Annotated in this window: 13 protein-coding genes; 6 read left to right on the top strand and 7 right to left on the bottom strand. The window is 72.0% G+C overall.

Annotated features, from left to right (window positions below; all coding sequences use genetic code 11):
- Positions 1-411 precede the first annotated feature (411 nt).
- Positions 412-885 carry a MarR family winged helix-turn-helix transcriptional regulator gene (locus ACFV61_RS19915; protein WP_380492981.1) on the bottom strand — a complete coding sequence of 158 codons (474 nt, stop codon included), beginning with the start codon at positions 883-885 and terminating at the stop codon, positions 412-414.
- A 42-nt stretch (positions 886-927) separates the two neighbouring features.
- Between ACFV61_RS19915 and ACFV61_RS19910 the strand changes: the two genes are divergently transcribed.
- Positions 928-1,830, top strand: coding sequence for an alpha/beta hydrolase (locus ACFV61_RS19910; RefSeq protein ID WP_380492979.1), 903 nt, complete (start codon positions 928-930; stop codon positions 1,828-1,830).
- Between the two features lie 139 nt (positions 1,831-1,969).
- Positions 1,970-2,518: a SixA phosphatase family protein gene (locus tag ACFV61_RS19905; RefSeq protein ID WP_380492977.1), complete on the top strand. Its 549-nt coding sequence runs from the start codon at positions 1,970-1,972 to the stop codon at positions 2,516-2,518.
- Between the two features lie 60 nt (positions 2,519-2,578).
- Here the strand turns inward: ACFV61_RS19905 and ACFV61_RS19900 are convergent, their stop codons facing one another.
- Both ACFV61_RS19900 and ACFV61_RS19895 read right to left on the bottom strand, forming a co-directional pair.
- Positions 2,579-3,274: an alpha/beta hydrolase gene (locus ACFV61_RS19900; protein WP_380493012.1), complete on the bottom strand. Its 696-nt coding sequence runs from the start codon at positions 3,272-3,274 to the stop codon at positions 2,579-2,581.
- Positions 3,275-3,631: 357 nt separating this feature from the next.
- A complete protein-coding gene (locus ACFV61_RS19895; protein WP_380429768.1) occupies positions 3,632-3,775 on the bottom strand; it encodes a hypothetical protein in 144 nt (47 codons plus the stop codon).
- Positions 3,776-4,345: 570 nt separating this feature from the next.
- Between ACFV61_RS19895 and ACFV61_RS19890 the strand changes: the two genes are divergently transcribed.
- Positions 4,346-4,609 (top strand): hypothetical protein, encoded by a 264-nt coding sequence (locus ACFV61_RS19890; protein ID WP_380492975.1) that lies wholly within the window; start codon positions 4,346-4,348, stop codon positions 4,607-4,609.
- 297 nt (positions 4,610-4,906) lie between these two features.
- Here ACFV61_RS19890 and ACFV61_RS19885 read toward each other — a convergent pair whose 3' ends face one another.
- Entirely contained in the window at positions 4,907-5,248 is a 342-nt protein-coding gene (locus ACFV61_RS19885) for an SDR family NAD(P)-dependent oxidoreductase (RefSeq protein WP_380492973.1), read from the bottom strand.
- Here ACFV61_RS19885 and ACFV61_RS19880 point away from each other — a divergent pair.
- A complete protein-coding gene (locus ACFV61_RS19880) occupies positions 5,229-5,768 on the top strand; it encodes a MarR family winged helix-turn-helix transcriptional regulator (protein ID WP_380492971.1) in 540 nt (179 codons plus the stop codon). The two genes, ACFV61_RS19885 and ACFV61_RS19880, sit on opposite strands and share 20 nt — an antisense overlap.
- A 62-nt stretch (positions 5,769-5,830) precedes the next feature.
- Here the strand turns inward: ACFV61_RS19880 and ACFV61_RS19875 are convergent, their stop codons facing one another.
- The 3 genes from ACFV61_RS19875 to ACFV61_RS19865 all read right to left on the bottom strand — a co-directional run bounded on the left by ACFV61_RS19875 (position 5,831) and on the right by ACFV61_RS19865 (position 9,347).
- Positions 5,831-7,246: a DJ-1/PfpI family protein gene (locus ACFV61_RS19875; RefSeq protein ID WP_380492969.1), complete on the bottom strand. Its 1,416-nt coding sequence runs from the start codon at positions 7,244-7,246 to the stop codon at positions 5,831-5,833.
- A 151-nt stretch (positions 7,247-7,397) separates the two neighbouring features.
- Positions 7,398-8,378 (bottom strand): GlxA family transcriptional regulator, encoded by a 981-nt coding sequence (locus tag ACFV61_RS19870; protein ID WP_380492967.1) that lies wholly within the window; start codon positions 8,376-8,378, stop codon positions 7,398-7,400.
- Positions 8,379-8,474: 96 nt separating this feature from the next.
- On the bottom strand, positions 8,475-9,347 hold the full coding sequence (locus ACFV61_RS19865) for an amidohydrolase family protein (protein ID WP_380492965.1): 873 nt from the start codon (positions 9,345-9,347) through the stop codon (positions 8,475-8,477).
- Between the two features lie 200 nt (positions 9,348-9,547).
- Between ACFV61_RS19865 and ACFV61_RS19860 the strand changes: the two genes are divergently transcribed.
- Both ACFV61_RS19860 and ACFV61_RS19855 read left to right on the top strand, forming a co-directional pair.
- Complete coding sequence (locus ACFV61_RS19860) at positions 9,548-10,801, top strand: MFS transporter (protein ID WP_380492963.1); 1,254 nt, start codon at positions 9,548-9,550, stop codon at positions 10,799-10,801.
- 261 nt (positions 10,802-11,062) lie between these two features.
- Positions 11,063-11,674: a hypothetical protein gene (locus ACFV61_RS19855; RefSeq protein WP_380429788.1), complete on the top strand. Its 612-nt coding sequence runs from the start codon at positions 11,063-11,065 to the stop codon at positions 11,672-11,674.
- Positions 11,675-11,755: the final 81 nt, after the last annotated feature.

Here is an 11,755-nt window from a genome sequence, read left to right as displayed (position 1 = left end):
GGCCTCTACTGCTCCTGCGACTTACACTCTCGTTCTTGACGCCTGTTCATGCTTCGTTGGTGCCGTCCGTGCTCACTGGCCGGACGGAGCGAGCGTCGCGTACGACGCGGCGTGATGTTGTTCCGAGAGCGACCCCCGCTGGGGCCTCCGTCCGTGCGCAGTCGGATCGGACGGTTCGTTTCACCCGGGTTTGCTCGGGGTGGGGCCGCTCCTCCGGATGGGGCGGTGATGCTCCCGAGTTCCCTGCTTTCCGTGGGGCTCTCGCCCTACGCGGCTTCCAGGGGACACCCCCCAGCGTGCGCCTTGTCGGCCGCGGAGGCAACCCCAGCAGGGCCTTCACCGAAGGTGACGGCGGGAGGGCGTGGTGTCGCCGGGCCGCGCGTAGGCGAGCAGGTGGCCGGGCTCGCGCTTTCAGCCGGTGGGGGTGCCGATCTGGTCGCGTTCGAGCGCGGAGCGCAGCCGGCGGAGGGCCTGGGCGGCGGCGGCCGTCGTGGACTGGTCGAGGGTGCCTTCGACCAGTTCGCTCAGGCCCGCGGTGAAGGTCGCCTCGGCGGCGTCGAGGAGCTGGGAGCCGTCGTCGGTCAGGGCCAGGAGTGAGGACCGGCGGTCCGCCGGGTTGGCCTGGCGGACGATCCAGCCCTGCTTCTCCAGGCGGTCGACGCCCTTGCTGGTCGCGCCGGCTCCGATGGCGAACTCCGCGGCGAGGTCGGCCACCCGGGCCCCCGGGTGCTCGCGCAGGAACCGCAGGAATTCGAACTGCGAGGTCACGATGCCGTGCCGCTCGCGCAGGCGGTCGTTCAGCGCGTTGTACAGGCGCGTCTCGCAGCGGACGAGATCCGCGAAGAATCCCTGGAGGTCGGCGGCGCCATCCGATGTATATTCCACGGCATATAGTGTAGAGGAAGCCATTTCATAGGAGGAACGCAGATGAGCAAGGAACAGCTCGCCAAGATCGACGCGATGCTCCGCCGGCCCCGACCGGAGGGCCAACGCTCCGTCGAGGAGCTGCGCGCCGGGTTCAGGGCGCTCATGGACACGATGATCGTGCCGGACGACGTCCGCACCGATCAGACCGCGCTCGGCGGCCGGCCCGCCCTGCACGTCACACCGGACAACGGCGCGCGCCCGGGTACGATCCTGTACTTCCACGGTGGCGGCTTCGTCTTCGGCTCTCCCGAGACCGCGCTGTCGCTGACCGCGCAGCTCGTCTCGAAGACCGGGCTCGACGCGTACTCGGTGGACTACCGGCTGGCCCCCGAGCACCCGTTCCCGGCTGGCCTGGAAGACAACCTGAGCGCCTATCGCGCCCTCCTCGACAGCGGCCTGGAGCCGTCCGCCATCGCGTTCGCCGGGGACTCCGCCGGCGGCGGTTTCGCGGTCACCACCGCCCTCGCCGCCCGCGACGCGGGCCTGCCGCTGCCCGCCGCGATCGTGGCCTTCTCCCCGGGCCTGGACGCCACCCGGAGCGGGGAGAGCATGACGACCAAGGAGGGCATCGACCCGATCTTCACCCGCGAGGCCGTGACGCACACCGGGGCCATGTACCTCGCCGGCCAGGACCCCGAGCAGCCCCTCCTCAGCCCGGCCCTCTTCGCCGACCTGACCGGCTTCCCCCCACTCCTCATCCAGGTGGGCGCCAACGAAATCCTCCTCGACGACTCCACCCGCCTCGCCACCCGCGCACGCAACGCCGGAGTCGACGTCATCCTCGACATCACCGCCGACGCCCCCCACGTCTTCCAGGCCTTCGCCGGCGGCACCCTCGACGAAGCCGACCAGGCACTCGACCGCGCCGCCCTCTTCCTCACCCAGCGGATCCCGACCCCCTGACGTCCCGACCGCACAGGTGTGACGGGGCGCCACCCGGAGACCGCGGCTGTGCGGACCTGCGGCCGGATAGTGTTCGGATGCAAAGGATCAAGCGATTCCGCCGGGCCGCGCCACGGCCCGCAGACATGGGGAGGTCAACGTGATCGTGGGTACCGGCCGCAGGCTCGTCCTGATCCGTCATGCGCAGGCCGAACGGGAGACGGCGGTCGACAAGGAACGGCGCCTCGACGAGCGGGGGCAGGAGGAGGCGTCCCGGGCCGGACAATGGCTCGCGGGTTCCGGCATCACGCCCGATCTCGCGCGGGTGTCCGGCGCCCGCCGGACCAGGGAGACCTGGGAACGCGTGGGCGCCGCGTTGCCGCGCCTCCCCGAGACGGTCCACGAGCAGGGGCTCTACGACCTCAGTGTGGAGATCCATCGGGGGGAAGCGGGGACCGGCGAGCTGGTCGCGATGGTGCGGGGGAGTTCGGACGACGTGGGCGACCTGGTCGTCGTCGGACACAATCCGAGCCTGCCCGAGCTGGTCCGGCTCCTCGTCGGAACGGCCGACGACGACCTCTCGCGGCGGGTGGAGGAATCCGGGTTCCCGACCGCCTCCGTGGCCGTCCTCGAGTTCGACGGTTCCTGGCAGGGGATCGGGCCCGGAGCCGCGAGGATCACCGCGTTCTGGACGCCGTCGCAGGGTTGAGACGGTGCGCCTCGGGGCGTCGGTGCGTTCGGCGTCCCAGGAGGTGTTCAGTCGCCGCCGTCACAGGCGCAGCAGCAGGTCCCGGACCGCTGCCGGCTGGGACAGGAACGGGTGGTGGCCGGCGTCGAGCTCGACGACGCCGCCGGCCCGGCGGGCGAACTCGCGCTGCAGTCGCGGCGGGGTGCCCCGGTCCTGAGCACAGACGAGGTAGGTCGAGGGCACCTGCTGCCATGCGGCAGCCCGGACCGGCTGCCCGGTCACCCGCACGCTCTGCCGGGCGAGGTGGACCGCCGCCTGCGCCTGGACCTCGGGATCGCAGTCCTGGAGGAACGTGTCCACGAGCAGCTCGGAGCGGACCCTGAACGTGCCGGCGTCGGGGTCGACGTCGAGGAACGGGGCGGGGCGGCCGTCCCCGAACTCCGACAGGCTCTGTCCGACCTCGGGCAGATAGCTGGAGACCAGCAACAGGTGGCGCACCGCCCCGACTCCCGCGGCGGCTTCCGCGGTGACGACACCGCCGTAACTGTGGGCGACCACGACGGTCGGCTCGTCGCCGGCCTGCAGCACCCGCCGCACCGCGGCGACGTCCTCGCGCAGCCCCGGACCGCCGACGCCGCCGGGCGGGCCCGCCTCGCCGCAGCTCGGCAGCGCCGGGGCGACGCTTGGAACCCCTCGCTCCTGAAGCAGGTCGGCGGCGCGGTGCCACCACCACGAACCGTCCCGCACGCACGCCCCATGCACGAACACGACCCTCATCGCCACCTCCGCGTCGACCTCGATCATGTCGTCGGTGGTCGCCGCGACTCGTGGCCCCGTACGGGCTGCGCGAGATCCCGCACGCCTGGATCCCGTCAGGCCCGCCCCGGCGCGCTGATCCTGGCCTCCTGGGGCACCCACTACAGCAACCTCGACGCCCTGCTGCGCCTCACCGTCCACGATGACACGGCCGCCTCCGGGCTGTTCCTGGAACCGGTGTGGAGGGCGAGCCTGCGGCCTGCGGAAGTCGCAGCGGAAAGGGCCCTTCCGGTGGCGACCGACGGGGCCCTTCTCGTAGCTGGGCAACGCTCCGTTCCAGTACGGGCGAAGATCAGCCCGGACCGAAGTGCGGGCGTATCACTCGGTGTCGGTGGCTACCGGAACCTCGTCCTCCCGAATGATGATGTGATCCTCGCCCTCGATCTTGATTTCAGTGCCTGCGTACTTGCCAGACGGAGTCTTGCCCTCGGCGGACGCCGTCACCTTGCTGTCCTCGGCCATGTCTCCTCCTTCCGGCCGACACGGTGTCGGCCCGTGCTGATCCTGCCATGACCAACCGTCACCGGACTATCACCCTCGACAGATCGGAGGAGCCATTTCGACGCCAACTCGGCGGTGCCATCGGTTACCTGACGTGGAATGAGAACGTCGAGAAGTTCAAGGTGCGATCGGTCCGGCAGGCGCCTGAGGGTGGTCGGTCGACCGGCAGGGCGGCGCCCCTGAAGATCCGCCGTGTTCACTGAGAACGGGCGAAACGGTGGCCGAGCCGGGACGGGCGTCCGAGGCCCTGAGGGTGTTCAACCTGACACGCCTCGCCGAAGTCCGGCTGGTACCAACGAAGTTGACCGGCGTCTCGGTAGAGCCGGGTCGAGATGCGCATGCGCTTCCGCAAGGCGTCTGCCATCCTCGGGCGCATGCCAGCCCGTAACCGCCGCCTGCCGCGCGACCTGTCGTGGCCGCTCACCCCGACGGACATCCGCACCGTCCTCGGCGCGCAGGAGGCGGATGCCGTCGACCTGGATTTCGGCGACCGGCTCTGGGGGGGACGGGACCGCGTTGCACGCCGAGTGGGTGCCACCCATCTCCGCCAACTACGGCGGCGGCATCCATCCCAGCTGGTGGTGCACCGTGCGGGTTCGTGTTGCTCCGCTCCCGGCCACCGAACGGGCGGCGGCTCGACGCGTCCTGCGGCAGATCGCCGTTCCCGAACTCGCGGCCTGGATCAGTGCCGCTCGGGACGCGCCGGAAGCCTGGACCCTGTCCCGGCACAGTCGTTCCTGGCGGCCTGAAGGCAGCACCACCGCTTACCGCGACGACCTGCGGCCGTACCTGTGAACCCTCGATCGACGGCCACGAACCGCCGTGCGGTCAAACCTCGGTGAGATCGGTCGAGGCAGGTTGAGGTGGGTCGCCGCCGCGTGGCCCAGGTCCGTCCTCGGACTTGGCCTGTCCCACCGGAGGGACGCGGGATCGGCCAACCGGTCGCCCACGGTGGACGGTTCGGCGTGTGGCGGATCGGATGGCACATCGGACATAACTGGCACTCCATGCGCCCGTCGGCGTCGGTGAAGGCCTGCCCGTCACCGACGCCGAGGCTCCTGCCGGTGGCACCGGTCCGGCCGAGCGCGTTGTTCAGCGCCCGGCCAGCGCGCCGCCGTTGACGTGCAGGGTCTGGCCGGTGATGTGCCCTGCGGCCGGTGAGGCGAGGAACAGCACGGTGCCCGCGATGTCCGCCGGGGCGCCGGCCCGGCCGTTGGCCGTCTGGGCGAGCAGGGCGGCACGGCGCTGGGGGATCATCCCGCCCTGGAAGAAGTCGGTGGACTCGATGTAGCCCGGGGCGATGACGTTGGCCGTGATCCGGTCCTTGTCGAGGTCCTGGGCGATCGTGAGGTTCCAGGCCTCGACGGCGGCCTTGGCGGAGCCGTAGGAGCCGGATCCGCCGCGGTGGGCCGCGATGGAGCTGACGCTGACCACACCGGACCAGCCCCGCACCGACCGCGCCGACGAGATCTCCCAAGCCTGGCGGCGCGAGCAGCCCGGACTCCCGGTCGACTCGATCGGCATCCTCACCCGGATCCACGACGCCGCGAAACTGCTGGCCGACGAGCGGCGCCGCGTCCTGACCCAGGTCGGCATGGACGCCGCCACCCTCGACCTGCTCAGCACCCTCCGCCGTTCCGGTCGGCCCTACCGGCTGTCCACCCGCGAGCTCGCCAGCCGCTGCCTGATCACACCCGGGGCCGTGACCCAACGGGTGGACCGAGCCCAGTACGAGGGGCTCGTCCGCAGACTGGCTGCGGACCCCGGGACCCGCGCCGTGCCCGTGGAGCTGACCCCCGAGGGGCACCACGCAGTGGAGAACGCCGTCGACGGCCTCCTGAACTACGAGCGGGGCCTCATCGAAGCCCTGGCGCCCCAGGAGCAGCGGGAACTGGCCCGCCTCCTGGCAGTGCTGCTGCAGGACCTCAGCGACCGCGCCCACCACCGCGCCTGAACCACGCGCCCACGGGAACGCTCGAACCAGCGAGCCCGGAAAGGCGCCGAGCGTCAGGCGAGCTACGCCGTGGGGCGCCGCCGTCGAACCGTGTGTCGGATCGCCGTCGGGGCCAGCCCCACCCCCACGCTCACGACGACCGCCGCCGCGGCCAGCAGGGTGGACCGCCAGGGCCAGGACGCGCCGGTCAGCTCCAGGTGGGCCGAGGGGTACTCGGAGAACTTCGCGGTGGCCAGCGCCGTGCGACGGTCGCTGCTTTCAGCAAGGTCCCGTAGCACCGGATCGAAGCCGAACTCCCCGGACCGCCGTCCTCCGCCGGGCAGTTCGGCGGCGAGCCCGTTGCGGCGGGCCCAGCCGTCCAGCGCACTGCCGAGGTCGGAGGTGTTCGTGACGCCGGGCACCACGAAGCGATCCGCCCCGTGGGCGCCCCCCTTCGCCGACCGGGTGACGAGGACCAGGCCGTGGCGGGTGGTGACGGTGTCACCGGCGCCGATCACCAGCGTCCGGGTGGCGAAGGAGACTCCGCCGTATCCCTCGAAGGCGGCGGCCGCGTCGATCTCCTCGACTCCGTCGACCAGTCCGATGGCCGTGGTGGGGCGCAGCCACGGGAATGCGGCGTTGAAGGCGTACGGGAGGTCGCCGAGGGCGAGATGGTTGGCCGGTATCGCGGTCGGTCCGTCCGGAGTCCAGCCGGGGTAGGACAGGCCGGTGCCGATACGGGTCGCCTCCGCTGTGCCGGCCAGTTCCTCGACCAACCGCAGCGCACCCATGGTGCCGGAGGTGACGCCCGCGGTGGTGGTCACCCGCCCGTCCTCGACGTAGCGCAGCCCTCGCTTCCAGGCGACCTTCGGGTAACTGCGCTCCAGGGAAGTGATGTTGGACCAGAACGACGTGGCGTCGCGGCCGTCGAGCAGACCGGAGGCGGCCAGCAGTTCGGAGCCCGCGCACACCCCGAGGATCCGGGCGCCCCGGTGGTGGCGTTCGACGATCCACCGGCGCAGGCGCTCCTCGCCCGCGCCGGTGGGGTCGGTCACGGCGGGCACGACCACCACGTCGGGTTCCGGCAGAGTGCCGTCCGCCACCTCGGCCAGCGTGTGGTCGGGCAGCAGATGGGCGCCGCCGGACAGTGGGGAGACACGGCGTTCGGCCGCCACCGTGTAGACGAACATGTCCCGCGACTCGGCGAACACCTGGTAGGGCGCGAGTACATCGGTGGCCACGGAGCCCTCGTTGCCGACCGCGACCGCCACCGTGATCCTGCCCTCCGGTACCGGCCGGGCGGCAGGCCACACCCCGGCATCGGATCCGCGAGGGGCGGCGGCGAAGCTGTCGGCCATCGACGCGCTCACCCCCGCGAAGGCGATCCCCGCGAAGGACGCAGTCGCCAGAGCTGTGCCCAGCAGTACCCAGCCGGTACGGCGCAGCGCTCGGTGCCGCGCTCGGTGCCCCTTGCGCGCCTCGGAGCTCGTCTCAAGCAAGGCATACCTCAACAATCCGGGCACGTTTTGGGCAGCACGGTGCCGTCGGCCCTCGTGGAAACGGGAAACGGGAAACGGGAGAGAGGAGAGGAAGGGAAAGAAGCGGGGGAACGGTCGGGAGGGAGGCCCCTTCGCCGATGAGGCCAGTCCGTCAGGCAGTCGGCCGCGGTGGTGCGCGCAGCAGTGAGGGCGGCGTTCCGAAGGCGTCAGCGACCACCCGGCGCAGTTGCCGAGCGTCACGGTATCCGCACCGGAGCGCGACCGCCTCCACCGTCAGGTCGGTACCGGACAGCAGGGTGCGGGCCCGCTCCAGCCGCAGTTGCCGCTGGTAGGCGAACGGGGTGATGCCGGCAGCCGTGGTGAAGGCCCGCGTCAGACCGCGCGGGGACAGCCCGGCGATGCCTGCGAGTTCACGCAGGGTGAAGGCGACGTCCAGATGCTGCGCCAGATGGTCCTGCACCCGGTGTACCGCGGGCTGGACATGGTCGCGGTGCCGCAGGAACGGACTGATCTGTGCCGCGTCCCCGTCCCGCCGCAGGTACAGCACCAGTTCACGCGCGACTCCTGCGGCCAGTTCGGGGCCGCGCTCCCGCTCGACCAGGGACAATGCGAGATCGATCCCCGACGAGATGCCCGCGCTGGTGCTGATCCGCCCGTCGTGCACGTAGAGCGCGGCCTCACGCACCCGGGCCCGCGGGTACCGGTCGCGCATCGCCGAGGTGAGCGACCAGTGGGTCGTGCACGCCCTGTCGTCCAGCAGCCCCGCCTCCCCCAGAACGACTGCACCGCTGCACACGGACGCCACCCGGGCACCCGCGTCGTGGGCCTCGCGCACCCAGCGCACCACGGCGGGTGCCACCAGCCGGTCTGATCCGGTCAGCCGGGGGCCCGGCACGAGCACCAGATCCCCGGCGGCCGCCCGGCTCGTCGACAGCGGTGCCAGCCCCGCCAGCCGCAGGCCTTGCGCGGACCGCAGACCGTCCGCCTCGGCGACGAACTCCAGCCGGTAGCCGCCGCCGAGATGCGCCGCAGCGTCGAACACCTGCACAGGACCACCGAGGTCCAGCAGATTCACCTCGGGCAGCACCAGGACCAGCACCCGCCCGGTACGCCCGTTTGTCTCCTCGCTCACCCCGCCACGGTAGGCCGCCACGAACCGTCCGCACGAGGTCTCCCAGGGACAGGCGGCGGACAGATCTGGCACTGCCGTCCCGGCTGTGGACTGCACCTACGCCGACAGCTGCGGTCCGGATGCTGCTCGCCGCCCGGGGGACCAGTTCAGCAGCCGCGCCGGGTTCACGGTGAGGGCGGCGCGCAGGACCGACGGGTCGACGTGCTCGGCCGGCCAGGCGAGGCACTCGGCGAACGTCCTGCTGTGTTCGTGGCGCGTCCAGGGCCAGTCGCTGCCCCACAGCAGGCGCTGGTGGCCCGCCTCCTCCAGCACGCGCCGCAGCATGCGGCCGGGCGCGTCGGGCGCGCAGCGGTAGGGCGCGGAGGCCTTGATCCACACGTGGTCGCGCGTGGCCAGGTCCAGTACCGCGCGGTCGGCGCCCTCGGATGCGCCCGGCAGGCCGAGGTGGTCGATCACCACGGGGGACGGCCAGCTGCGGAGGGCGGGTGTGATCGCCGCCCACTGTTCGCCCGCCGCGTGCACCTCCAGGTGCTGCCCGCGCTCGGCCAGCAGCGCGGCCACCTGCCGCCAGTGCGGCCCGGCCAGGTCGGGCACCCGCCGGCCGATCAGGTTGAGGCGGATGCCCGCGACGCCGTCGAGGGCGAGCGGGGCGAGCGCGTCCGGCCGGCAGGGCCGGTCGTGGTCCAGCACGATGACGGCGCGGAACCTGGCGGGGTGCCGGACCAGGCAGTCGAGCAGGAAGTCGTTGCGCGATCCCAGGAAGCTCGGCTGGACGAGGACCGCGCCGCCGATGCCGTGCCGGTCGAGCAGCGCCAGGTACGTCGCCGGGAGGGCGTCGTAGTCCGGCACGTAGCGGGGGCGGTCGGCCCTGGGCAGGCCGCGGTGGAACACGTGGGCGTGGGTGTCCACCGACTCCACCGACTCCACCGACGCGGTCAACTCGGCGGACTCGGCCGATTCGCAGATCACCCGCCGATGGTAGGCCCGGGGGGTCCAGGACCGGGGGCCTCTGGACCTTCACCTGACTGACTGTCATATTGGCCTGCGTGTTCGACGACGTACTGACGTGCTCACGCTCAGGGCGGCCGGTGCCGCGGAGGCGCTGCCGCTGCGCCGCGCTGGTCGTTGGTTCCTTCCGGCACCGCACGGACCTCAGGTAAGGAGCGGGCATGCGTCAGTGGTACCGCTCGGCGCCGCCCGGGGGCCGACGGGCGTTCTGGGCCACCTTCGGCGGCTGGGCGCTGGAAGGGGCCGACGCGCAGATCTACGGCCTGGTGCTGCCGACCCTCACTGCACTGTGGCATCTCACCAGCGGCCAGGGCGGGTTGGCCTCCTCGGTCACCCTGGTCTGCACCGCGCTCGGCGGCTGGCTGGCCGGGGCGGCCTCCGACCGGTGGGACCGGGTGGCCGTCCTGCGCTTCACCATCGCCTGGTACGCGGTGGCGACCGCGCTCGTCGGCTTCGCCAACGGCTTCGAGTCCCTGCTGGCCTTCCGCTGCCTGCAGGGCATCGGCTTCGGCGGTGAGTGGGCCGCGGGCGCGGTGCTGATCAGCGAGTACGTGACCACGCGGTACCGGGGCAGGGCCCTCGGGGCGGTGCAGAGTGGTTGGGCCGTCGGCTGGGCCTTCACCCTCGCCGCCTACTCGGTGCTGGTCACCGTCCTGCCGCAGGCCTGGGCGTGGCGGGCGATGTTCTGGCTCGGCGTGCTGCCCGCCCTGCTGGTGCTCGCCCTCCGCCGTGGGATCGCCGACCCCACGGCCGACCAGCGGCGGCGGGAGAAGGCGTCGCCGACGGAGATCTTCCGCCCCGGCCTGCTGAGGATCACCGTGTTCGGCGCCCTGCTCGGGCTCGGCAGCCACGGCGGCTACTACGCCCTCACCACTTTCCTGCCCACCTACCTCCACACCACCCGGCACCTGTCGGTGATGAGCAGCAGCGGGCACCTCGCCGTCTTCATCGCCGGCTCGTTCCTCGGCTACCTCGCCTCCGGGTGGCTCTCCGACCGGATCGGCCGTCGTCGCAACGTCGTCCTCTTCGCCCTGTGCTGCCTCGTGACCCTCGTTCCCTACCTGCTGCTGCCACTCGGCGATCTCGGCACCCTCATCGCGGGCGCGCCGCTCGGGTTCTTCTCGGCCGGGATCCCCGGCGGACTGGGCGCCCTGTTCGCGGAGTTGTACCCCACCCGCGTCCGGGGCAGCGGGCAGGGCTTCTGCTACAATCTGGGCCGCATCGTCAGCGCCGCGTTCCCCGCCCTCGTCGGCTACCTCTCCGGACGCCTCGGACTCGCGGCGAGCATCGCCCTCTTCGCAGGGCTCGCCTACGCACTGGCGGCCATCGCCGCCACCTGCCTCCCCGAGACCCGGAACCACGAGCTGCTCGGTGACCCGGCCCCCGCCGCCCGACCGGAGCGCATCGCCAGCTGACAACGCCCCTTCGGCCTGGGCGTGTTCTTCCTTCCCGAATACCAGGCAACCGTCCCGTGACGGCGGCCCGGTGTACGGCGGACACGTCCGCATGCGGGACTGCCTGGGGCCTCCAGCGGGTGAACCCGCCACCGACGCCACCCCGTTGTCCCCGGTGGCAGCCGCCGTGTCCCGCAGAGCTACCAGGGCGGCCACTTCTCCGGCACCTCGATCTTCGGCCAGGACGGCTTCCAGGCGTCCTTCACCTACGACAACGCCCTGATGATCACCGCGCTCCTCCAGCGCGGCACCACCGACGACGTCCAGTACGCCGCCCAGCTCGGACGGAGCCTGCTCCACGCGCAGGCCCACGACCCCGAACTCGCAGACGGCCGCCTGCGCGCCTCCTACGAGCCGCACCCGTTCGTCACCAAGGACACCACCCCGTACGTGGGCAGCCCCTCCGTCTACACCGGCAACATGGCCTGGGCGGGAATGGCCTTCACCCGCCTCTACCGGGCCACCCTCAACCCGTCCTACTGCCGCGCCATCGACTGGGCGGCCACCACCATCAAGGCCACGGACGGCGTCTACACCGGTGTCAGCTTCTACCGGAACGACACCAAGAAGGTCTGGTTCGAAGGAACCGGACACCTGCTGGTCGCCTACCACGCCCGCGCCAACGGCACCGACCCCGTCGAGGCCAACAAGCTTCTCACCACCCTGGAGACGGCCCAGACCAGCGCCCCGAACACCGACGGCAGCGGCATCGTCGCGGCCTCCGGCGACAGCCTCGACACCGGCCAGGGCGACTACTACTACGCCGCCCTGCACACCGGAGCGACCGCCTGGTACGTGATCGCAGCCCAGGGCGGCAACCCGTTCCGCCTCTGATCCCCGCTCCCGGCGACACACCCTGAACGTGAAGTAGGTGAGCGTCCCGTCGCGCGGGAACGGGGGCGCGCGGCCCCCCGG

The organism is Kitasatospora sp. NPDC059817 (assembly GCF_042731835.1).
Lineage (GTDB): Bacteria > Actinomycetota > Actinomycetes > Streptomycetales > Streptomycetaceae > Kitasatospora.
Note: the sequence above shows the minus strand (reverse complement) of the source record. Positions and strands in the feature narration are given on the sequence as shown.

Bases quoted from the DNA above. Each gene is read 5' to 3' on its own strand.
- ACFV61_RS19910 (WP_380492979.1), top strand. From the start codon at position 928: ATGAGCAAGGAACAGCTCGCCAAGATCGACGCGATGCTCCGCCGGCCC.
- ACFV61_RS19900 (WP_380493012.1), bottom strand. From the start codon at position 3,274: ATGAGGGTCGTGTTCGTGCATGGGGCGTGCGTGCGGGACGGTTCGTGG.
- ACFV61_RS19895 (WP_380429768.1), bottom strand. From the start codon at position 3,775: ATGGCCGAGGACAGCAAGGTGACGGCGTCCGCCGAGGGCAAGACTCCG.
- ACFV61_RS19880 (WP_380492971.1), top strand. From the start codon at position 5,229: ATGGAGCTGACGCTGACCACACCGGACCAGCCCCGCACCGACCGCGCC.
- ACFV61_RS19860 (WP_380492963.1), top strand. From the start codon at position 9,548: ATGCGTCAGTGGTACCGCTCGGCGCCGCCCGGGGGCCGACGGGCGTTC.
- ACFV61_RS19855 (WP_380429788.1), top strand. From the start codon at position 11,063: ATGATCACCGCGCTCCTCCAGCGCGGCACCACCGACGACGTCCAGTAC.